The sequence below is a fragment of the Micromonospora sp. HM134 genome (genome assembly GCF_007833915.1).
In the GTDB taxonomy this organism is placed as follows: Bacteria; Actinomycetota; Actinomycetes; order Mycobacteriales; family Micromonosporaceae; genus Micromonospora; species Micromonospora wenchangensis.
Genome location: NZ_CP041061.1, coordinates 7,523,657 through 7,544,896 on the forward strand (window position 1 = coordinate 7,523,657; position 21,240 = coordinate 7,544,896).

General features: G+C 70.9%; 17 protein-coding genes. 8 read left to right on the forward strand and 9 right to left on the reverse strand.

Going from position 1 to position 21,240, the window contains the following annotated elements:
- Positions 1-329: 329 nt before the first annotated feature.
- Positions 330-2,357, forward strand: coding sequence for a hypothetical protein (locus FJK98_RS32835; RefSeq protein ID WP_240762519.1), 2,028 nt, complete (start codon positions 330-332; stop codon positions 2,355-2,357).
- Positions 2,358-2,387: 30 nt separating this feature from the next.
- Here the strand turns inward: FJK98_RS32835 and FJK98_RS32840 are convergent, their stop codons facing one another.
- From FJK98_RS32840 to FJK98_RS32850, 3 genes are all read right to left on the reverse strand, one after another.
- Positions 2,388-3,896, reverse strand: a complete 1,509-nt coding sequence (locus FJK98_RS32840) for a glycosyltransferase family 87 protein (RefSeq protein ID WP_145922451.1) — start codon at positions 3,894-3,896, stop codon at positions 2,388-2,390.
- Between the two features lie 165 nt (positions 3,897-4,061).
- Positions 4,062-7,001, reverse strand: coding sequence for a transglycosylase domain-containing protein (locus FJK98_RS32845; RefSeq protein ID WP_145922452.1), 2,940 nt, complete (start codon positions 6,999-7,001; stop codon positions 4,062-4,064).
- Between the two features lie 197 nt (positions 7,002-7,198).
- A complete protein-coding gene (locus tag FJK98_RS32850; RefSeq protein ID WP_145922453.1) occupies positions 7,199-7,645 on the reverse strand; it encodes a DUF5318 domain-containing protein in 447 nt (148 codons plus the stop codon).
- A 175-nt stretch (positions 7,646-7,820) separates the two neighbouring features.
- On the opposite strand from FJK98_RS32850, the gene FJK98_RS32855 reads away from it, so the two are divergent.
- The gene (locus tag FJK98_RS32855) at positions 7,821-8,459 is read left to right on the forward strand and encodes a PadR family transcriptional regulator (protein WP_145922454.1); all 639 of its coding nucleotides are present in this window, start codon (positions 7,821-7,823) and stop codon (positions 8,457-8,459) included.
- Between the two features lie 23 nt (positions 8,460-8,482).
- Complete coding sequence (locus FJK98_RS32860) at positions 8,483-9,562, forward strand: inositol-3-phosphate synthase (protein WP_145922455.1); 1,080 nt, start codon at positions 8,483-8,485, stop codon at positions 9,560-9,562.
- Positions 9,563-9,667: 105 nt separating this feature from the next.
- Here FJK98_RS32860 and FJK98_RS33480 read toward each other — a convergent pair whose 3' ends face one another.
- The 5 genes from FJK98_RS33480 to FJK98_RS32880 all read right to left on the reverse strand — a co-directional run bounded on the left by FJK98_RS33480 (position 9,668) and on the right by FJK98_RS32880 (position 13,588).
- On the reverse strand, positions 9,668-9,841 hold the full coding sequence (locus FJK98_RS33480; RefSeq protein WP_168222601.1) for a hypothetical protein: 174 nt from the start codon (positions 9,839-9,841) through the stop codon (positions 9,668-9,670).
- Positions 9,838-10,233 (reverse strand): peptidase inhibitor family I36 protein, encoded by a 396-nt coding sequence (locus FJK98_RS32865; RefSeq protein WP_145922456.1) that lies wholly within the window; start codon positions 10,231-10,233, stop codon positions 9,838-9,840. The genes FJK98_RS33480 and FJK98_RS32865 overlap by 4 nt, the downstream gene beginning before the upstream one ends.
- Before the next feature lie 442 nt (positions 10,234-10,675).
- Entirely contained in the window at positions 10,676-12,244 is a 1,569-nt protein-coding gene (locus tag FJK98_RS32870) for a hypothetical protein (RefSeq protein ID WP_145922457.1), read from the reverse strand.
- Between the two features lie 35 nt (positions 12,245-12,279).
- Complete coding sequence (locus FJK98_RS32875; RefSeq protein ID WP_145922458.1) at positions 12,280-12,546, reverse strand: hypothetical protein; 267 nt, start codon at positions 12,544-12,546, stop codon at positions 12,280-12,282.
- Between the two features lie 562 nt (positions 12,547-13,108).
- The gene (locus tag FJK98_RS32880) at positions 13,109-13,588 is read right to left on the reverse strand and encodes a methylated-DNA--[protein]-cysteine S-methyltransferase (protein ID WP_145922459.1); all 480 of its coding nucleotides are present in this window, start codon (positions 13,586-13,588) and stop codon (positions 13,109-13,111) included.
- A 161-nt stretch (positions 13,589-13,749) separates the two neighbouring features.
- On the opposite strand from FJK98_RS32880, the gene FJK98_RS32885 reads away from it, so the two are divergent.
- From FJK98_RS32885 to FJK98_RS32900, 4 genes are read left to right on the forward strand one after another with little or no spacing between them, the layout of a single operon-like run.
- Entirely contained in the window at positions 13,750-14,271 is a 522-nt protein-coding gene (locus tag FJK98_RS32885; RefSeq protein WP_145922460.1) for a SigE family RNA polymerase sigma factor, read from the forward strand.
- On the forward strand, positions 14,268-15,353 hold the full coding sequence (locus FJK98_RS32890; protein WP_145922461.1) for a hypothetical protein: 1,086 nt from the start codon (positions 14,268-14,270) through the stop codon (positions 15,351-15,353). Before FJK98_RS32885 ends, FJK98_RS32890 begins: the two co-directional genes overlap by 4 nt.
- 9 nt (positions 15,354-15,362) lie before the next feature.
- Positions 15,363-15,905: a hypothetical protein gene (locus FJK98_RS32895; protein ID WP_145922462.1), complete on the forward strand. Its 543-nt coding sequence runs from the start codon at positions 15,363-15,365 to the stop codon at positions 15,903-15,905.
- 27 nt (positions 15,906-15,932) lie between these two features.
- On the forward strand, positions 15,933-17,453 hold the full coding sequence (locus FJK98_RS32900) for a flotillin family protein (protein ID WP_145922463.1): 1,521 nt from the start codon (positions 15,933-15,935) through the stop codon (positions 17,451-17,453).
- 60 nt (positions 17,454-17,513) lie between these two features.
- On the opposite strand, the gene FJK98_RS32905 is transcribed toward FJK98_RS32900, so the two are convergent.
- Positions 17,514-18,971 carry a CCA tRNA nucleotidyltransferase gene (locus FJK98_RS32905; protein ID WP_145922464.1) on the reverse strand — a complete coding sequence of 486 codons (1,458 nt, stop codon included), beginning with the start codon at positions 18,969-18,971 and terminating at the stop codon, positions 17,514-17,516.
- A 126-nt stretch (positions 18,972-19,097) separates the two neighbouring features.
- Here FJK98_RS32905 and murJ point away from each other — a divergent pair, with 126 nt between their 5' ends.
- The gene (gene murJ / locus FJK98_RS32910) at positions 19,098-20,849 is read left to right on the forward strand and encodes a murein biosynthesis integral membrane protein MurJ (RefSeq protein ID WP_145922465.1); all 1,752 of its coding nucleotides are present in this window, start codon (positions 19,098-19,100) and stop codon (positions 20,847-20,849) included.
- The last annotated feature ends 391 nt before the right edge of the window (positions 20,850-21,240 follow it).

Below are 21,240 nucleotides of genomic sequence, written 5' to 3' on the forward strand. Positions count from 1 at the left end.
GGCAGCCCGGCGGCACGGAAGCCACCCCCGGGGGTGGGGCCGGGTCGCCGCAGGACCGGACGGCGTCCGACGCGCGGGACAGCTCGAAGCCGGGCAGGACCGACCCGCCCCCGCCCGCCGGACCCGACCCGAAACCCGCCGGACCCGACCCGAAACCCGCCGGGACCGGCGCGGAACCCGCCGGATCGGGCGCGGGGCCCGGCGGAGCCGGCGCGGCGCCCGCCAAGGGTGGTCAGGTATCCGCCGAGAGCCGGGCCGGGGGCGGGAAGGCCGGGGCTGAGGCTGAGGCTGGGCCGGCCGGGGCGGAAGCCCAGCCGGCGGGGACGACTGTGGAAAAGGCCGCGGCGACCGTGGTAGCGGCCGACCAGGCCGGCACGACGCCTGACCGGACCGGCAAGCGCCGGACCTGGAAGGACACGTTCCGCAGAAGCAGGGCCGAAAAGGACGAGGCCGGGAAGGACGAGGCCGGGAAGGACGAGGCCGGGAAGGACGAGGCCGGGAAGGACGAGGCCGGGAAGGACGAGGCCGGGAAGGGCCGGGGCGACGAGCCGGCCGGGGGCGGAGCGGAGCAGCCGGAGCCGGCCGCCGAGGCCGATCCGTGGACCTCGTTCGCGCCCGCGCCGGAGCCGGTGCCCGGCCGCCCCGGGCGGGCCGTCCGCGCCACCGGCCGGTTCCTGGTGCACGAGTGGACGCTCGCCGCCCTCGCCTCGCTCGCCCTCGCCGTGGGGCTGACCTGGCCGACCCTGCGCTACCCGCGCTACACGCTCCCCCAGGACTACTGGGACCCGAGCCTCCAGGCGTGGCAGATGGCCTGGTCCGGGCACGCCCTGCGGACCAATCCGGGGCAGCTGTTCCAGTCCAACACGTTCTTCCCGGAACCGTGGAGCTTCGCATTCTCCGACATGCTGCTCGGGTACGCCCCGGCCGGCCTGCTCGGCACCGGCCCGGACGCCGCCGTGCTCCGCTACAACATCATGTTCGTGCTGGCCCACGCGATGGCCACCTTCGGGGCGTACGTGCTGGCCCGGCAGTTGGGTGCGGGCCGGATCGGTTCGGCGGTCGCCGGGGTCAGCTACACGTACGCGCCGTGGCTGCTCGCCCAGGCGGGGCACCTGCACATCGTCTCCAACGGCGGTATCCCGCTGGCGCTGGCCATGCTGGCCCGGGGCCACGGCTGGTCACTGCGGCACGGCTACCGCCCCGAACGCCGCCGGGTCGGCTGGGCGTACGCCGGGTGGGTGGTGGCCGCCTGGCAGCTCAGCCTGGGCTTCGGCATCGGCCTGGTCTTCGCGTACGTCCTCGCGCTGACCCTGCTGGTCTCGGCGGCGGTGTGGTTCTGGCGGCGGCGACGCGTGCGGCGGCCCTTCGGTCGTCGGTTGTTCGTCGCCGACCTGGTCGGCGGGCTGCTCTTCGCCGCGGTAGGCGCACTGCTGGCGGTGCCGTACTTCAAGGTCGCCGAGCTGCATCCGAACGCGGAACGCACGCTCGGCGACATCGGCGTCTACTCGCCACCGGCCAGCGGTTTCTTCACCGCGCCCGCCGAGTCGTGGATCTGGGGCGGGCTGCACGAGGGGGCGCGGGCCGCGCTGCCCTGGCACCCGGAGATGACCCTCCTGCCGGGCTTCGTGCTGTACGCGCTGGCGGCCGGTGGGCTCTTCTTCTCGGTGTGGCGGCTGCGGCACCGGCTGCTGATGCTCGCCGGGGTGATCGTCACCATGGTGCTCGCGATGGGGACCCGGTTCTTCGACGGCACCTTCACCTACGCCCCGCTGTTCGAGCACCTGCCCGGGTTCAACGGGCTGCGTACGCCGGGGCGGATGATGCTCTGGACGACGCTGCTGCTCGGCCTGCTCGCGGCCGGTGCGGTGAGCGCCTTCGCCCGGCGGGTACGCGAGATCAGCGCCGACCGGGTGCCCGCCCGGCCGTCGCCGTGGCTGCGGGCGGTCACCCTGCTGCCGCTGCTGCTGGTGCTGGTGGAGGGGCTGAACAACACGCCGCACCCGGTGGTGCCCGAGCAGCCGGTGGCCATGCGCACGGTGGACGGTCCGCTGCTGGTGCTGCCCAGCGGCCAGAACCAGGACCAGCCGGTGATGCTCTGGTCGACCACCCGCTTCCAGCAGGTGGTCAACGGGGGCAGCGGCTTCACCCCGAAGCAGCTCGACGACGTACGCCGGGTGTCGGCGGCCTTCCCCGACCAGACCAGCGTCGACTACCTGCGTACCCTCGGCGTCCGCAACGTGGTGGTGCTGCGGGACCAGATCGTCGGTACGCCGTGGGAGGTGACCGTGGACGCGCCGGTCGAGCAGTTGGGCATCACCCGTCAGCAGGTCGGCAACGCCGTGGTGTTCCGTCTCTGAGGTCGGGGTTGCGGCGGGGGTTGAGTGGTTTCAGGCGGGGGTGGGGGCTGGTTCCGGTTCGGGGGTGAGGGCCTTGCGGCGGAGTTTGGACAGCCAGGGGGCGTCGGGGGCGCCGTCGAGCAAGCCGCCGTCCGGGTCGTCGAGGTAGGTCTGGCGGACCGCGTCCCGCTCCGGGTGCAGGATGTCCTTGACGATCAGGACGCAGAGCACCACCACCGTGCCGAGCCGCAGCGACGAGGCCAGCACGAAGACCCCCTCGGGGAAGACCGGTCGGCTGGTGGCCGAGCCGAGCAGCTCGCCGTAGAAGGCGACGAAGTAGCACACCTCGGCGAACTGCCAGGCGAGGAAGGCACCCCAGCGGGGACGGGCGAGCACCGCCAGCGGCAGCAGCCAGAGCACGAACTGCTGCGACCAGACCTTGCTGAAGATCAGGAAGGCGGCCACCACCAGGAACGCGAGCTGGGCCAGCCGGGGCCGCCGGGGTGCCCGCAGGGCCAGTACGGCCACGCCGATGCAGGCCAGCCCGAACAGGGCGTACGACAGGTTGTTGAGGGTCGGGATGTTGGCGTTCAGCCACTGGAACGGGCCCTGGTCGCCGGGGCCGCCGGTGTTCACCTTGCCGTCGAGGTACCGCCCGATGTACCAGAGCGTGCCCCAGTCGATGGGCCGGGTGGTGTTCAGCTCGAAGAACCGTCCCCAGTTGTCGGGGTAGCGGATCGCCGCCGGCAGGTTCACCGCGACCAGCGCGACCAGGCCGGTGGCGACGGCGGTGAGCGCGGCCCGTAGCCGACCGGCGCGCAGGCCGAGGATCAGGATCGGGCCGAGCAGGAACAGCGGCCACATCTTCGCCGCGCCGCCGAGGCCGAGCAGGATGCCGGCCAGGGCGGGTTGTCGTTTCGCCCAGGCGGCCAGCCCGAAGGCGGCCAGCCCGATGGCGAGGAAGTCCCAGTTGACGGTGGCGGTGAGGAACAGCGCCGGGGCCAGGGCGAACAGTGCCCCGTCCCACGGTCGTCGGCGGCGCAGCGCGAGGATCACCCCGACGGTGGCGACGGCGAGCGCGCCGAGGGTCAACGCGTTGGCGTTGTAGAACCAGCGTCCCTGGTTGATCGTCGGGTCGTCGACGCCGAGCGAGTGCACCGGCAGGCCGAGCGCGCCCATCATGTAGCCGGTGAGCACCGGGTACTCGACCGGGTGGTCCCGGTAGGGGACCTTGCCCTCGTGCAGGCCCTCGGCGTAGTAGAGGGCCAGCACGTCGGTGTAGCACATCCGGGTGTACTGGATGTTGTTCTGCCAGGCGCCGTTCTGGCAGGGCGCCTTCTGCACCCAGTGCAGGGCCAGGGTCAGGCACGCCAGGGCCAGCACGATCCGGGCGGCCGTCCAGAACCGGCTCTCCCGGCCGGCGGGCCGGTCGAGGGCGACGGCGTGGTCGCCGAGCGGTCCACCGATCGCCTCGGAGGCGCCTCGGACGAAGCCGTCCGATCGGGACGGGTGGTCGCTGCTCCCGGCGTCGTCGATGCCGGCCGTCGGCTGGGTGCTCATGAGAATGCATCCTGCCCTATGAATGGCTCCTGGACGAGCAGCATGTTGCGGTGCGGACTCCGTTCGCCCGACGCGGACCATCCCACCCGCGACATGCCGCTGCCGGCGACCGCAGGTCTGCGGGTCGCCGGCAGCGGCATAGACGCTCGTCGGTACGGGGTCGGCTCAGTCCCGGGCGCGTGGGGTCGGCAGCAGGCCGCCGCCGTTCCCGCCGTTCTGGCCGGGGAGGTTCTGGTTGGGCGGGGTCAGCGGATTGCCGCCCGGGTTGTTACCTCCCGGGTTGCCGCCCTGGTTACCTCCGGGGTTGCCCCCCTGGTTCCCACCCTGGTTGCCGCCTTGGTTCCCACCCTGGTTGCCACCGCCGAGGAGGCACTGCAGGTCGGTCGGTGCGCAGTTCTGGCCGTTCGGGTTCGGCGGCGGCGGCGGGGGCGGCGGCGGGGTGCCGTTGCCGGACTCCGGGTCGCCGACGTTCGCCGCTGGCGGGAAGTCCAGCTTGTCCTCGCCCTTGAGCGCGCCGTTCATGACCCGTTCCCAGATCTCGCCGGGCATGGTGGCACCGCTGATGTTGTCGCCGTTGTTCAGCTTGATCGCTTCCCGCTTGCCCTTGTTGCCCACCCAGACGGCGGTGGCGAGCTGCGGGGTGTACCCGACGGTCCAGGCGTCACCGTTCTGGGTGGTGCCCTCCTTGAGCTCCCAGGTACCGGTCTTGGCGGTCGACTTCCGGCCGTCGGCCAGGGTGTGGTTGATCCGGCCCGGGTAGGCCTCCAACACGTCGGTCACGTCGGCGACCACGTCCGGGTTGATCCGCTTCTGCGGCTTGAGCTGCTCGCCGCCGAGCTTCTCCCACTTGCCGGTCTCCTTGTTCTGCTTCTCGGCGGAGATCAGGAAGTGGGCCTTGTTGTAGATGCCCTTGTTGGCGAAGGTGGCGATGCCGTTGGCGTGGTCGAGCACGGTGATCGGGTACTGACCGTAGGCGACCACGTGGTAGAAGGGGTCGGGCGCCAGGTCGGCGGCCTTCTCCTTGGTCAGGTCGTGCCCCTTGGGCGGGCTCACGTTGGTCTGCCACATCATGCTGACGCCGGCCTTGGCCGCCATGTCGACGATCTTGTCGGGGCCGATGTCCAGGCTGACGTGGTAGAACGGCACGTTCAACGACTTCAACGTCGACTCCCGTAGCGTGCAGGAGTCACCACAGCTGGGGTTGTCGGTACCGGCGTTGCTGACCCGGAACTTCACGCCCTCCGGGGTGAACGCCCGGCCCTTCCAGCGCGACTCGACGGACTTGCCGGCCTCCAGCGCCGCCGCCAGCGTGTAGATCTTGAAGCTGGAGCCGGGCGAGTGCCCACCGGTGACGTTGCCGTTGGTGTCGGTGTTGGTGCCGGCGTAGTCGGTGCCGGTGCCGTCGTCCCCGCCGTAGTAGCCGAGCACCCGGCCGTTGCGCGGGTCGATGGAGACCACGGCGGCCATCAGGTTCTTGCGGGCACCGTCCAGCTCGGAGCCCTTGGTGCTGCGCTGGGCGGCGCTGGTGACGGCCTTCTGCACCTTGTTGTCGATGGTGGTCCTGATCCGATAACCACCCTCGCGGAGCATCGCCGAACAGCGCGGCTTACGCTCGGTCACTTCCGCGTCGTTGTCGGTGCAGAGCTTCTTCTCCCGCATCTCCGCCGACACGTAGTTGATGACGTTGCCGATCGGGGTGTTGACCCCGAACTTGACGCCCGACCGGGATTCCTTGGGGGTCTGCAACGTCTTCGTCGGGTACTCCGTCGGATGCGCCGGCCGGCCGGGGGCGTCGACCCAGCGCATCTCGATCATGTTCTTGATGACGTAGTCCCAGCGGCTCTTGGCGTCGGTGGGGTTGATCGACGGGTCGAAGCCCTTGTGCGTGCTGCTCGGCTCCGGCTGCTTGATCAACGCAGCGAGCACGGCGGCTTCCGCCACGTCGACCTTCGAGACCGACTTGCCGAAGTACGTCTGCGCCGCCGCCTCGATGCCGTACGCGTTGCGACCGAAGTAGATGGTGTTGAGGTAGTGCTCCATGATCTGTTCCTTGGTGAACTGATCGTTGAGCTTGGAGGCGACGATCGCCTCCTTCACCTTCCGCGCGTACGAGTCGTCCTGGAGGTTCTCGTAGGCGTTGCGGGCGTACTGCTGGGTGATCGTCGAGGCACCCTGCTTGTCGCCGTTGGAGAGGTTGTTCCAGGCGGCGCGGGCGATGCCCTTGTAGTCGACACCGGCGTGCTCGTAGAAGTTCTTGTCCTCCGCCGCCGCCACCGCGTCCCGCATGTGCTGCGGGATCTGGTTGATCGAGACGAAGGTGCGGTTCTGCTCGCCGACCTTGGCGATGACCGTCTTGTTGTCGCTCGCGTAGATGGTCGTGGCGAGCGGCAGCTTGATCTGGTTCGGCAGCACCACGGTGGTGGAGTAGTAGGTGAACCCGACCACGCCGAGGCCGGCGAGCATGATGAAGACCGCGAAGCCGGCGATCAGCAGGTTGATCCGCTTGCGCCGCTTCGCCCGCGCCATCGCGTCCGGGTCACCCGGGCCGCGTCCGCGTCCGCCGCCACCGCCGTAGCCACGCCCCGGCCCGTTCGGCCCGTTCGGGCCACCCGGCCCGCCGCCGACCTGTGCGACGCCGGCCCGGGCCACGGAGGCCCGCCCGGCGGAGCCGACCGAGGCCGCGCCGACGCTGGCCCGGCCCGCGGAGGCCGTTCCCACCGACGCCCGGCCGGCGGGTCCGCCCGCTGGCGAGACGGGCACCGACGCCCGACCCGGGCCACCCCATCCCGGCGAGGCCGGGGAGACCGGCACGGAGGCCCGACCCGGCCCGGCCGGCGAGACCGGCACCGAGGCCCGGCCCGGGACGGCCCGGCCGACGGAGGCCGATCCGGCGGCGCCACCTGTCGCGCGCGGCGGCGGGACCGCCGCCGAGGCCCGCCCGGTGGGCGCGGCACCGCCGACCGGGGCCCGGCCCGCCGGGGCCGCGCCCCGGGCGTCACCGCCCCGTCGGGGGTACCCGTCGTCCGCCCCCGGTCCGGGGCCGCCGTTCGAACCCGGTACCTGGGCCCGCGCACGCGGGGAACTGGGATCGCCGTACGAGTTCATTCCTCACACCCTGCCGGTCGCGGTGGGACGCGGGGGCGTCACCACCGGGTTGCCGTGAGTTGACACACGCGTCGGGAGGCCGGCGCGGAGCCGGGGACGCGCTGCAAATTCCACATCTTTCGGGCCATTCGGGCCGAGGGACCGCCGGTCACGGTGACTGTGTCGTACGCCACCCGAGTCGACCGGATCAGCCAGGTTCACCGTTGCGCCTCTCGCCTTCGTCCCTGCGTCGCAGCGGTGGCGGCCTCCGCCGCACCCTGCTCCGGGCCGCCCTCGGCCAGCCCGTCCCGGCCGAGCAGGAACTGCTCGACGAGATGGTTCCAGTCACAGCCGAGGCACACCTCCACCACGAAGACCTGAAACTCACGCAGCGTCATCGCCAACACGGGCAATTCGGCCAGGGAACGCGCCTGGCCGGCCGACTGCCTGAGTTCGTCCCCGTAAATGTAGTGGACGTGGATCAGGTTCTCGCTCCGGCAGATCGGACACCGCTGCTCGGTCGGTTCGCCGTGGAAGCGGGCCGCGTTCTTCAGGTACGGCGACGCGTCACAGACGTCGTACGTGCCGACCCGCCCGGCGTGGAGGTCACGCAGTACTGCCCGCTTCTGGAGCGAGTAGTCGACCACCTGGCGAGACGTACGCATGCGGCAAAGGGTACGCGCTCCGGTCGGGTGGGGCGACCACCGTCACGATCCGTGAAGAGGTCGGCGCGCAACGGGGGTTTGCCCGGACGCCGATCGAGGTACTAACGTGCGATGTATCGGTCCGATACATCGAGGCGGTTGACCTTCCGCCCCGAGAGCAGGGGAAGGGTGGCCCGTGCTGGAACTCGCCATCCTCGGCCTCCTCCAGGAGTCCCCGATGCACGGCTACGAACTCCGCAAGGAGCTCGCCGCCAAGCTCGGCGCCATCCGGGCGGCGATCAGCTACGGATCGCTGTATCCGACCCTGCGCCGGTTGCAGGCGGCGGGTTGGATCACCGAGGCGGCCGGGACACCCGCCACCGCCGAGGAGGTCCCCGCGCTGACCAGCCGGCGCGGTCGGGTGGTCTACAAGATCACCGCAGAGGGCAAGGAACGGTTCGCCCAGCTGATCGCGCAGGCCGGGCCGGAGACGTACGACGACACGGGTTTCGGCGTGCACTTCGCGTTCTTCGCCCGCACCGACCAGGCGACCCGACTGCGCATCCTGGAGGGTCGCCGCCGCACGATCGAGGAACGTCGCGAAGGACTTCGGGACGTGCTGGGCCGGGCGGCCGAGCGGCTCGACGCGTACACCCTGGAACTGCAACGCCACGGCCTCGACGCCTGCGAGCGTGAGGTCCGCTGGCTGGAGGAGCTCATCGCCAACGAGCGCTCCGGCCGTGCCCCGACCGCCCCGCGACCCGGGGTGGCCGACGGTCCACGAGACAACAACAGCCCGCCTCCGCCTGGAGAATCCAGGAAAGAGCGGCCGTGATGAAGAAGAAGGAGGCAGACGCTATGGGCTCCGTCCGCGTCGCCATCGTCGGTGTGGGTAACTGCGCCTCGTCCCTCGTGCAGGGCGTGGAGTACTACCGCAACGCCGACCCGAACGACCGCGTCCCGGGTCTCATGCACGTCACCTTCGGCGACTACCACGTCTCGGACGTGGACTTTGTCGCGGCGTTCGACGTGGACGCCAAGAAGGTGGGCATGGACCTCGCCGAGGCGATCGTTGCCAGCGAGAACAACACCATCAAGCTCTGCGACGTGCCGCCCACCGGCGTCACCGTGCAGCGCGGCCCGACCTTCGACGGCCTGGGCCAGTACTACCGCGAGATCATCGAGGAGTCGGACGCCGAGGCGGTCGACGTGACCAAGGCGCTGCGCGACGCCCAGGTCGACGTGGTCGTCTGCTACCTGCCGGTCGGTTCCGAGCAGGCGGCCAAGTTCTACGCCCAGGCCGCGATCGACGCCGGCTGCGCCTTCGTCAACGCGCTGCCGGTCTTCATCGCCTCCGACCCGCAGTGGGCGCAGAAGTTCACCGACGCCGGTCTGCCGATCGTCGGTGACGACATCAAGAGCCAGGTCGGCGCCACCATCGTGCACCGCGCGCTGGCGAAGCTGTTCGAGGACCGTGGGGTCGAGCTGCTGCGCACCTATCAGCTCAACTTCGGCGGCAACATGGACTTCATGAACATGCTGGAGCGCAACCGGCTGGTCTCGAAGAAGATCTCGAAGACCCAGTCGGTCACGTCCCAGATCCCGCACGAGATGGTCAAGAGCGACGTGCACATCGGCCCGTCGGACCACGTGCCGTGGCTGGACGACCGCAAGTGGGCGTACATCCGCCTGGAGGGTCGTTCCTTCGGTGACACCCCGCTGAACGCCGAGCTGAAGCTTGAGGTGTGGGACTCGCCGAACTCGGCCGGTGTCATCATCGACGCCGTCCGGGCCGCGAAGATCGCCCTGGACCGCAAGATCGGTGGTCCGATCCTGTCGGCCTCCTCGTACTTCATGAAGTCCCCGCCGGTGCAGTACGCCGACCACGACGCGCACGCCGCCGTCGAGTCCTTCATCACCGGCGACGTCGAGCGCTGACGCGCCGACCACCGCACCGTCGAGGGCCGGGTCCGCACGGACCCGGCCCTCGCGTGTTCAGTGCGCCATCTCCAGGTACGGCGACAGCCGCAGCGCCAACTGCGATCACCCCTCGGGCAGCCAGGCGCGGCGCAGCGCCACCCCCGCCTCCGGTTCCAGCAGCGTGACCTTGCGGGAGTGATCGCCGGAGGCTGTATCTCCTGGCTCCGGCGCGATCTCGACCCGGGCCATCCCGGGGCGGCGCCGGTGGTCCGATCCGAGGAATTGACCCACGGTCAACAGGCCCGGTAGACCTTGTCCGCTCTGTTCTGCTTCGGATAGACGTCGCTTATGGATCTCGCCGCCGAACTCACCGTGAAAAGCCAGGTGCCGTTGCTCTCGTAGAATGCCGCCGACCCGCTGGGCAGGTTGTAGAAGACCGCTTCGGTGCGGTTCTGCCAGCCCCAGGTGGCCAGGTTCTGCCAGCCGCAGTCGGAGAGCTTCCCGTAGGGGGTGCCGAATCGCACGTCGTCGTAGAAGCAGAACCACCCGCTCGGGCAACTGGGGGCGGCGAGCACACCTGGCGAGGTCCTCGATGCAGCGGCCGCAGGGGCAGCAGCCGAGAAGCTGCCGAATATGATCAGAAAATTGATCATCACGCCGGCCAGCAGGCGGCGAACGGCACGGATCATGGTGGCTTCCCTCCCTCGGGCGAGCGGCAGCAGGGCAGGCCAGGAGCATCGACATCAACAATCCGAGATCGAGTGGCGACGCTCAGTGACGCCCATAGGCTCAGGGTAGGGTCGTGCCACGAATGATCGCCAGGCCGGAATACGATCTTGATCGATCACACGACGGTCATCGATCATCGATTTCCGCTACACTTTTTGCCGCCTCGGATTGGGCGGACCAGACCCCTCCCCGGGGATCAAGGGCAGGACCATGTGGGATCGGCCGGCCAGCAGTCGATCAACGGAGCCATCCGTGCCGGAAACCGCCCACCATCGACGTCATTATTCACATGACGCACTGTCGGTTTGCCTTTCCGGGCCGCGTTTCTGACAGCTCGTCGCGACGGTGCTGCCGCCCGGGGCGGGTTTCGCAGGAAACCTACCCGCCCCGGGCGGACACTCCTCAGTCGCGCCCCTTTCTGAGCTCGCAGTCGAGAAACGTGGTTCCGGATTCGACCACCGGCACCGGCGACTCGGGACGTACGGCCAGCTCGTGGAGCAGAAGCCCACCGTGATCAGGGTCGATGACGAGCGTGTCCCGGGTGTCCACAGCCTTCTTCGGGGCTTCGCCGTCGATGCTGAACGCCAGCCCCTGCCGACCCATCGCGTCCGTCGACCAGTCACGAAAGACCAGACCAGGCAGATCGGCGAGCACCCGCAGGACCGCCGCGCGTTGTGCGGAGCCGAGACAGTGCTCCTTGTTGAGGTTGGCTATCCCGCGGAGCGTGGCCAGCGACTCAGCCTTCGATCCCGGTTCGGCTCCCTGATCGACCAGGAGTTGCCGGCTCAGCTCCTGGGGGTCCGTCGACGGATCAGGGACCCGCACCCGGGTCTGCGTGGAAGCAGTGCACTGGGTCGGCTCGGGCTCCCTCCGGTCATCCGGATGGATCAGCGTGCTGGACTCACAGTCCTGCCCGTCAATGACGGTCCTTCGGAACTCCCGTTTCTCATAGGCGTCCACCTGGGACGAGGTGATCGTCCGGGACACCACCAGCCGTGTGATCACCGCATCCTCCCGGCCAAACGCCGGCTGCGGTGTGACCACTATCCGCTGTCCCAGCACGAAGATCTCGTCTTGACCGTCCGTCGCGTCCTCCACCGCCGGACCACCGGCCCGCCCGTTGTCCGGCGAGACCCGGTCACGCCTGCGGTCGGCCGTCGCCATGCCCAGGAGGACCAGGGAAACGGCGGCCAGTGCCACCGCCGCCAGCCTCTGCCACCGCCGTCGGGGCAGTCGCGCGATCGAGGGACCAGGAGTCCCCTCGGCCGCCGCACCCGAGGCGATCACCCCGTCAGCCGCCGGGGCCGACGCGACGAGCGGATCCGACACCAGGTCGCGCGGTTCCGCCTGCTGTTTGCCGAGACGATCGGTCAACGTACGCCAGGCACGGACCTGGCTCTCGTGTGCACCGAGGCAGAGGACGAGGTAACCCAGCGCATCCGGATCGAGATCGACCTCGCCGGCCAGGATGGCGTCGACCTGCGCCCTTCTCGGCACCGAACCCGACAACGCGCCCTTCAGTCGCTCTCCACTCACCGCATCGAGTCGCCGTTCGAGTTCCTCGTCGGTCAGCCGCTGCTCCGCCCTGAGCCGACGCAGCGCGACGAGCAGGCCTGACGACGAGGCGATGCGGCCGTCCGGATCGAACCGCTCGGCGGCCTCAGCTGCCTCCTCGCGAAGTCGTCGCCAGTCACGCGCGACCTCGTTGGTGACGCCGATGCCGATGAGGAAGGCGTTCAACGCACGCAACGAAGGGATCTTCCGACCGCCTAGGTTCTCCGACAGCGTGCTCCTGCCCACGTCGCCCTGGCGCGCCACGCGTTTCATGGGCGGCTCACCAGCGGCCAGGTACGCGTCACGCAGCTTCTGAGCGAGTTGGGCGGCCGGGCCGAAGCCCACCACCGGATTCAGCGGCCGGCCCGTCCTCTTGGTTGTCCCGTGTTCGGTCGGCGGCGCCGCCGGGCTTTGCACTCTCGTTCTGACCTTCCTGCGTCGTAGGACGACCGTCACCGGCCTTCGGGAGTCTGTCCGTCGGATCGACCCGCCAGTTCTGCGACGTCCTGGCCTCCGGGTCTGGTCTCCGCGCCCAGGATGTCGAACAGTCGGCGCAGCGTCCGCCGATGGCTGCGGCTCCAGGTCTGCGACGTCCGGCGGGCCATCTGGACCGCGACGATCCCCAGGATCGCCGGCATGGCCACCGCCACCCGCCAGGACCCGCCGTCGCGCATCACCAGCGCCGAGTAGATCATCAGCATGGCCAGCAGAACGGCCACCAGGGCACCACCGTCGGTCCCACGCCGCCTCGGACGGCCGCCATCCAGCTGGTGTTGAGAAGACATGTCGGAACTCCTTGCCGGCACGACGATGTCACGTCGCGCATTGGTTCGTTGGAAGATTCGGAGCAGGGAGTCGGATCCGACGGAACACCGTCGTCGAACTCCCGCCCGCACCTCCGATCTTGCTCCCCCCACTCACCGAATCTCAATGCCGGACTGAGTCATCACGCAGCTCAGATAATTGCTTGCGGGAACAACATGATGATTGTTCGGAAGGCGGCGGAGGCGGGTTCCTGCTATTCGGGCAGGCCCGCCGAAAAACTCGCCAGATATCTGTGAGCTGGGAATTCACCAACCAACGACGGGCATGTGCCCGGCTGGCCGACCACCACCCCAGCCAGGGACCAGGGTTGTCCGGCGGAGATTGCACAAGCGCCCCACACCCGGCACGCACTCCCGCCCCCGCACCTCGTCCCGCTGCCGCTGGCCACCCAGAAAAACCGAAAAACACCGCCGTCCCCGCCACCCGGCCCTGCCGCACGGATCGGCAACCTAATCGTCACGACCAGGCGCGGCGCAGCGCCACCCCCGCCTCCAACTCCAGCAGGGTCACCTTGCGCGGCAGGCCGCCGCCGAAGCCGACCAGCTTGCCGCCCGCGCCGACGATCCGGTGGCAGGGCACGATCACCGGGACCGGGTTGCGGTTGCAGGCCACCCCGACCGCCCGTGCCGCGCCCAGGTCGCCCACCCGCCGGGCCACCTCGCCGTAGGTGAGCGTCTCCCCGTACGGGATGCGGGTCATCTCCTGCCACACGGCGTGCTCGAAGGCGGAGCCGCGCGGCACCGTCACCGGCACGGTGAACCCGGTCAGCTCACCGGCGAAGTACGCCCGCAGTTCCGCCACCGCCCGACCGGCCAACCCGTCGGCGGGCTCGTCGGCGGCCGACGCGACCCGGCCGAAGTGCGTGCCGCAGACCGCCGTCCCGTCGGTGGCGACGGAGAATTCACCGATCGGCGAGTCGAGCACGGTCCAGCGCATGCCGACCATTCTTCCCGGCCCGACCGACACGGGGAGCGGGGGCCGGGACCGAGGATGACGCGGGATCGGCCCACCATGTCGGACCAGCCGGACGTGCCGTCCGTCGTCGCCGGGGTGCAAGGTTTTCCCGCCGCCGGGCGTCTTCGGTACGGAGGTGAGCGGTGACCGAAGGCACCGACGGGGAGTTCACCGCGTTCGTCAACGAACGGGGGGACGCGCTGCTGCGCGTCGCGTACGCGCTGGCGGGCAGCCAGCACGCCGCCGAGGACCTGTTGCAGAACGCGCTGGCCAAGGCGTACGCCCGGTGGCCCCGGATCCGGGGTGACGCCGAGCCGTACGTGCGCCGGATCCTCTACCACGACCAGGTCTCCGGCTGGCGACGGCTGGCCCGGCGACGCGAGGTTCCGGTGGCGGTGCTGCCGGAACGGCCCGGCGAGCGCAACAGCAGCCACGACAGCGAGCTACGGATGCTGCTGCGCGACGCGCTCCGGACGCTGCCGCCCCGGCAACGGGCGGTGTTGACGCTGCGCTACCTGGAGGACCTCAGTGTCGAGCAGACCGCCGCGATTCTCGGCTGCCGGGCCGGCACGGTGGCCAGCCAGGCGTCCCGCGCGCTGGCCCGGCTGCGGGAGCTGGTGCCGTCCTTCGACGATCTCGTCAGCAGCCCGGAGGTGAAGCGATGAGCCGGCGGGCGGAGGACACGCTGCGGGCCGCCGTACACGATCTCGCCGACGAGGCGCGGCCGTCGCCCCGGCTGGCCCTGGCGGCGCTGGCCCGGGGCCGTCGGCTGCGTACCCGACGCCGGGTCGCGGTGGTCGGCACGGCGGTGGTGGCGGCGGTGGCGCTGGTGGTGCCGTTCGTGCTGCTCCGGCCGGAGCGCCCGGTCCAACCGGTGCGGCCCACGCCGAGCCCGACGCCCGGCACGACGCTGCTGCCGGTGCCCGGTGCCGACTGGCCGGCCCGGCCGTTGGCGCTGCCCGGTGGCTGGGTGATCACCGGCGGCGTGACCGGCGGCACCGGGTACGTGCTGGACCGCACCCGGTCCCGCTACGTCCGTGCCGGCGGACACGCCGAGGTGTGGCCGGCCCCCACCGGCACGGTCACCGCCGTGCGGGACGGGCAGCGCCCCGGCCAGCTCGGTCTCGCCGACGCGGCCACCGGGAAGCTGCGCTGGCAGCGGGTCCCGGGTGCGCTGGACGTCCAGTGGTCGCCGGACGGCCGCCGGTTGGCGGTGACCGTCCTGCGGGGCGGGGTGCACCGCCTCGGCGTGCTGGAGGTCGGCGGGCGGTACCGGGAGCACCGGATCGACCCGGTCAGGTACCGCTGCACCGACCACTGCGCCTTCACCTGGACCCGGGACGGGCGGGAGGTGACGTTGCCGTTGACCGACAGCTTCGCGCCCCGGTCCGAGCAGCTCCGCCACCCGCGCTGGGGAGTGCAGTTCTTCTCCGCCGACGACGGGCGGCCGACCCGGTTCGTGAAGATCCCCGGCGACCCGGCCGGCCCGTGGTCCTGGTCGCCGGACGGAAGCCGGGTGGTGGTCCAGGGGCAGCGGGAGCCGCTGCTGGTCGACGCGGTCACCGGGACGGTGCTCGGCACGCTGCCGGTGGCCGACGTCGCCTGGGTCACCGACGACCGGCTGCTCTACCGGCGGCCGGGTGGTCACCGGGACGTCGTACTCGCCGACCCCGCCGGACACGAGCTGCAACGGCTGCCGTTGCCGAGGGAGTTGGCCGAACGGACGGTGTCCATCGCCCCCGAATGATCACGCGGGATGTTGCGTCAGGTCGCTACCGTGCAGGTCGTGGCCACGGGGACGCTCATCTTTCTGATCATCGGTGGGGCGGGCGTCGGTGTGCTGGCGCTCGCCCTGCTCGGCGGCGAAATCCTGCATTTCGGTCATCCCGACGTCGACGGTCCGGTCTCCGTCGAGGCGGTCGCCGGCTTCCTCGGCGCGTTCGGCTTCGGCGCGGCCATCGTCAACGAACTGCTCGGTGGGGGTACCCCCGGGATGATCGCGGCGGCGGTCGGTGGCGGCACGCTCGCCGCGGTGCCCACCGCATGGCTGGCGGGGCGGCTGAGCCGGGCGGCGCGCAACATGCGCACCGACGCCACCCCCACCCGGGACGACCTGGTCGGCGCGCTCGGCCTGGTGGTCACCCCGATCCCGGCCGACGGCTACGGCGAGGTACGGGTACGCGTCGCCGGCCAACCCGTGAAACTCAACGCCCGCGCCGACCGGCCCATCCCGCTCGGCGCGCAGATCTTCGTGGTGCAGACGCTGAGCGAGACCAGCGTGCACGTCGAGACCTACTGACCCCTCTTCTCGCAGAGACGGAACCTCATGCCACTGCTCATCGCCATCGTCGGCGCGGTCGTCCTCGTCCTCGTCCTCGTGTTGTTCGTGCTCTCCCGGATCAAGGTGGCCGGCCCGAACGAGGCGTTCATCGTCACCGGCCGCAAGGGTCGGACCACGCAGACCGCCGACGGCGGCCGGTCCACCGACAACTCCGGCCAGAAGGTCGTCCTCGGCGCGTCGGTCTTCGTCCTGCCGGTGGTGCAGAAGCTCCAGTCGCTCGACCTGTCCAGCCGCCGCATCGACGTCGGCATCCGGGGCGCGGTCAGCAAGCAGGGCATCCGGGCCGACCTGCACGGCGTCGCCATCGTCAAGGTCGGCGGCACCGAGGACGCGATCCGCGCCGCCGCCCAGCGCTTCCTGCACCAGCAGGACGAGATCGACAACTTCACCCGCGAGGTGCTGGCCGGCGCGCTGCGCTCCATCGTCGGTCGGCTCACCGTCGAGGAGGTCATCCGGGACCGGGCGGCGTTCGCCAACGCGGTCGCCGAGGAGGCCGAGCACTCGATGACCAACCAGGGGCTGGTGCTGGACACCTTCCAGCTCCAGGACATCCTGGCCGAGGGGTCCTACCTCCAGGACCTCGGTCGGCCGGAGGCGGCCCGGGTGCTCAAGGACGCGGCCATCGCCGAGGCCCGCGCCCGGCAGCAGGCCGAGCAGGAGCGGCTGCTGGCCGAGGAGGCGATCGCCGAGGCCAACCGGAACCTGTCGCTGAAGCAGGCCGGCATCCAGGCCGAGATCGACGCAGCGAAGGCGAAGTCGGCGGCGGCCGGGCCGCTCGCCCAGGCCGAGCGGGACCAGGCGATCCTCTCCGAGCAGCAGAAGGTGGCCGAGCGAAACGCGGAGCTGAAGCAGCGTCAGCTCGACACCGAGGTCCGCAAGCCGGCCGACGCCGCGCGGTACAAGGTGGAGCAGGAGGCGGAAGCGGCCCGCAACGCGGCGGTGCTGAACGCCGACGCGCAGCGGCAGGCCACCATCGCCGCCGCCCAGGCCGCCGCCGAGCAGGCCCGGCTCACCGGTGAGGGTGAGCGGGCCCGCCGGGCCGCGCTGGCCGAGGCGAACGCGATCGAGGGCGCCAAGGAGGGCGAGGCCGAGCAGCGTCGGCGGTCCGCGATCGCCGAGGCGGTCGAGCGGGAGGGGCAGGCCGAGGCCAGCGCCATCCTCGCCCGGGGCCAGGCCGAGGCCGATGCGATGGCCCGCAAGGCCGAGGCGTTCGCCGCGTACGGCGAGGCGGCCGTGCTGGACCTGCTGGTCAAGGTGCTGCCGCAGGTGGTCGAGGCGGCCAGCGCCCCGATCGGCGCGATCGACAAGATGACGGTGATCTCCACCGACGGGGCGTCGTCGCTGACCAAGTCGGTGGCCGGCAACGTGGCCCAGGGCCTCCAACTCGGCTCCGACCTGACCGGCATCGACCTGGCCGGCCTGCTCGCCAAGCTGGGCGCGGCATCGGCCGGGTCCCCGGCCAACGGCAAGCCGCCGGTCGAGGGCAGCGCGGTCGAGACCCGCTGACCGTACCCCGCGACGAGGGGCCGTCCGGCGTGCGCCGGGCGGCCCCTCGCGTGGTTCAGGTCAGCTCAGGCCCTGCTCGGCGGCCCAGCGCCGCAACTCCGCCTCGGCCTCGTCACGGTCGAGCGGGCCGCGTTCCAGCCGCAGTTCCTTGAGATGTTGCCAGGCCCGGCCGACCACCGGCCCCGGCGGCACCCCGAGCAGCTCCATGATCGCGTTGCCGTCCAGGTCGGGCCGGACCCGGGCCAGGTCCTCCTCGGCGGCGATCCGGGTGATCCGCTCCTCCAGGGCATCGTAGTCGGCGGCGAGCTGGGCGGCCTTGCGCCGGTTGCGGGTGGTGCAGTCGGAGCGGGTCAGCTTGTGCAGCCGGTCCACCAGGTCACCGGCATCGGTGACGTACCGGCGGACGGCCGAGTCGGTCCACTCGCCCCGGCCGTAGCCGTAGAACCGCAGGTGCAGGCCGACCAGCTTGGTGACCTGGGCGGTGACGTCCTTCGGGTAGCGCAGCGCCTTCATCCGGTTCTTGGTCAGCCGGGCGCCGACCACCTCGTGGTGGTGGAAGCTGACCCGGCCGTCCGACCCGACCGCCTTGGTGGCCGGCTTGCCCACGTCGTGCATGAGCGCGGCCATCCGCAGCACGAAGTCGCAGCCGTCCGTCTCGTACGACACCGCGTTGCTCACCACGGTCAGGGTGTGCTCGTAGACGTCCTTGTGCTGGGCGTGCTCGTCGATGGTGAGCTTGAGGCCGGTCAGCTCGGGCAGGAACCGGTCGGCCAGCCCTGTGTCGACCAGCAGCCGCAGCCCGGTGATCGGGTCGGTGCCGCACAGCAGCTTGGTGAACTCGTCCCGGACCCGCTCGGCGGTGATCCGGTCCAGGTCGGCGGCCATCGCCACCATCGCCGCCCGCACGTCGGGGTGGACGGCGAAGCAGAGCTGGGCGGCGAACCGGGCGGCCCGCAGCATCCGCAGCGGGTCGTCGCCGAACGACTCGGCGGGCGTGCCCGGGGTACGGATGATCTTCGCGGCCAGGTCGTCCAGCCCGCCGTACGGGTCGGTGAACCGGTGGTCGGGGAGGCTGACCGCCATCGCGTTGACGGTGAAGTCGCGCCGCTTCAGGTCGTCGGTGAGGTTCGTGCCGTACTCGACGACGGGGTTGCGGCTGACCTGGTCGTACGCCTCCGCGCGGAAAGTGGTGACCTCCAGCCGGAGGCCGTCGCGCTGGCAGCCGATGGTGCCGAACTCCCGACCGGTCTCCCAGATCGACTCGGCCCAGCCCCGGACGATCCGTAACGTCTGCTCGGGGTGGGCGTCGGTGCAGAAGTCCAGGTCGTCGCCGAGCCGACCGAGCAGGGCGTCGCGTACGGAACCACCCACCAGGTGCAGCTCGTGCCCGGCGCTGGCGAACCGGCGGCCCAGTTCGTCGGCGACTGGGGAGACGCGGAGCAGTTCGGCGACGGCGTTGCGCTGCACGGTGGTCAGTTCACGGCGTGCGGCGGCGTGGGGTGTGGAGGCTTCGGACATGGGATCGCCAGCCTATCGGGCGGGGACGGGAACCGATCCGCCGGGCGCGGGTGTCGGGTGCGGGTTGACTATGGTCATGGACGTGCGGACCGGTGCCGGCTCCGACGTACCCCGGGGAGGCTGGAGATGAGCGGCGGGCTCTACCGCAGCGCGAACGCCGCGCAGGGGGGCGACGGGCCCCGGCCGTACGACGGGGCGACCTTCATCTCCGCCGAGCCGTTGAACCAGCCGGGGGTGGAGGCGACCGCGCCGCCGCAGGAGGTGGTCGCCGAGACCAGCGCGGCGGCGAACAGCGCGGTGATGGCGATCGGCAGTCTGGTCAGCCGGGGCACCGGCTTCGTCCGGAACCTGATGATCGGCGCCGCGCTGGGCAGCGCCGTCGGCGACGCGTTCACCACCGCCCAGTTCCTGCCCAACCAGGTGTACGAGTTCCTGCTCGGCGGCGTGCTGACCAGCGTGCTGATCCCGGTGCTGGTACGCCGCCGCAAGGCCGACCCGGACCGGGGCGAGGCGTACGCCCAGCGGCTGCTGACCCTCGCGGTGCTGGCCCTCGCGGTCACCGTGATGCTGGCCCTGCTGCTGGCCTCGACCCTGACCACGCTCTACGCCGGCGGCAAGAACGAGGCCTACACGAGCCTGGTCACCAACCTGTCGTACCTGATGCTGCCGATGCTGTTCTTCACCGGCGTCAGCGCGTTGATCGCGGCGGTGCTGAACACCCGGGGGCACTTCGCCGCGCCGATGTGGGCGCCGATCCTGAACAACCTGGTCGTCATCGGCACGTTCGGCCTCTACATCGTGGTGTACGGCGCGCAGGCGCTGGGCCCGGAGGACATCGGCTGGGACCGTATCCTGCTGGTCGGCGGGGGCACCCTGCTCGGCGTGGCGGTGCAGGCGGCCGGGCTGCTGCCGGCGCTGCGCAAGGTCGGGTTCCGGTGGAAGCTGCGGTTCGACTTCCGCGAGCTGGGGTTGCGCGAGCTGGCCCGGCTCGGCGGCTGGATGTTCTGCTACGTCGCGGTCAACCAGCTCGGCCTGTTCGTGGTGGTCAACCTGCTCACCCGGGCCGCCGGTGGCGACGAGAACAACGCCGGCCTGCTGATCTACAACAACGTCTTCCTGCTGCTGATGATGGCGCACGGCATCATCGCCGTCTCGATCATCACGGCGCTGATGCCCCGGATGAGCGCCGCCGCCGCCGAGGGCCGGTTCACCGACGTCACCGCCGACCTGTCCCGGGGCACCCGGATGGTGACGGCGGTGCTGGCCCCGATCGCGGTCTGCTACGCGGTGCTGGCCGGCCCGGTCTCCGTGGTGGTCTTCCGCTACGGCGCGTTCACCGGTGACAACGCGCTGGCCACCTCGCTGGTGCTGCTGGTCGCCGCGCTGGGCCTGGTGCCGTTCGCGATCAGCCAGCTGTTCACCTTCGCCTTCTACGCGCTGCCGGACACCCGTACCCCGGCGCTGGTCAACATCCCGGTGGTGATTTTGCGGGTGGCGGTCCAGATCGGGGTCTTCGTCGCCTTCTCGGCCACCTTCGCGGCGGCCGGCATGATGCTCGGCAACGCCATCTCGTACGTGGCGGCGGCGGTGCTCTCGGCGATGCTGCTGCGGCCCCGGGTGGGCCGGATCGGGCTGGGCCGGATCATGCGGACCATGGGCAAGGTGCTGGTGGCGGCGCTCGGCGCGGCGCTGGTCGGCCTGCTGGTGGTCAACCTGCTCCCCGGCGACCCGGGCAACCTGAGCTGGACGGCGGCGGCGGTGCGGCTGGTGCTCGGCGGGGTGGTGATCGGCGGGACGTACCTGGGCCTGGCGATGGTGCTGCGGATCGGCGAGATCACCGAGGTGGTCGCGATGGTGCGGCGCCGGCTCGGCCGCTGACCCACCGGCCGGACCGGGGCCGGGCAGGGGACACACAGGGTGAACGAGGATCACCAGCCTGGGGACACGCCTGTGGATAACTTGATGATTGCCCGCTCAGTCACCGTAAAGGGCTGTGGATAACCAACCGTAAGGCTGAGCATGTACGACCGTTCGGCGGGAACGAGACCTGCCGACACCGGATTGTCACCGGCGGGTCGGCCCGGAGGTCGACGGTTTGCGACGGGCGTCTAGATTGGCCAGTACATGTGTCAGCAACGTGGGAGAGAGTGGCGTTAACCGGACTTATCACCCCATACACGACAGGCCGTCGAGCGCGGCGGGAAGATGACATGTCGGTATGACGGGCGGTCCGGGTAAGGTCGCTGTCGACGGACACGGCAGGTGGCCG

What these genes read in the sequence shown, in the direction of transcription:
- FJK98_RS32845 (WP_145922452.1), bottom strand. Translation starts at nt 7,001, where the DNA reads ATGAACTCGTACGGCGATCCCAGTTCCCCGCGTGCGCGGGCCCAGGTA.
- FJK98_RS32840 (WP_145922451.1), bottom strand. Translation starts at nt 3,896, where the DNA reads ATGAGCACCCAGCCGACGGCCGGCATCGACGACGCCGGGAGCAGCGAC.
- murJ (WP_145922465.1), top strand. Translation starts at nt 19,098, where the DNA reads ATGAGCGGCGGGCTCTACCGCAGCGCGAACGCCGCGCAGGGGGGCGAC.
- FJK98_RS32890 (WP_145922461.1), top strand. Translation starts at nt 14,268, where the DNA reads ATGAGCCGGCGGGCGGAGGACACGCTGCGGGCCGCCGTACACGATCTC.
- FJK98_RS32860 (WP_145922455.1), top strand. Translation starts at nt 8,483, where the DNA reads ATGGGCTCCGTCCGCGTCGCCATCGTCGGTGTGGGTAACTGCGCCTCG.
- FJK98_RS32895 (WP_145922462.1), top strand. Translation starts at nt 15,363, where the DNA reads ATGTTGCGTCAGGTCGCTACCGTGCAGGTCGTGGCCACGGGGACGCTC.
- FJK98_RS32865 (WP_145922456.1), bottom strand. Translation starts at nt 10,233, where the DNA reads ATGATCCGTGCCGTTCGCCGCCTGCTGGCCGGCGTGATGATCAATTTT.
- FJK98_RS32900 (WP_145922463.1), top strand. Translation starts at nt 15,933, where the DNA reads ATGCCACTGCTCATCGCCATCGTCGGCGCGGTCGTCCTCGTCCTCGTC.
- FJK98_RS32905 (WP_145922464.1), bottom strand. Translation starts at nt 18,971, where the DNA reads ATGTCCGAAGCCTCCACACCCCACGCCGCCGCACGCCGTGAACTGACC.
- FJK98_RS32850 (WP_145922453.1), bottom strand. Translation starts at nt 7,645, where the DNA reads ATGCGTACGTCTCGCCAGGTGGTCGACTACTCGCTCCAGAAGCGGGCA.
- FJK98_RS32880 (WP_145922459.1), bottom strand. Translation starts at nt 13,588, where the DNA reads ATGCGCTGGACCGTGCTCGACTCGCCGATCGGTGAATTCTCCGTCGCC.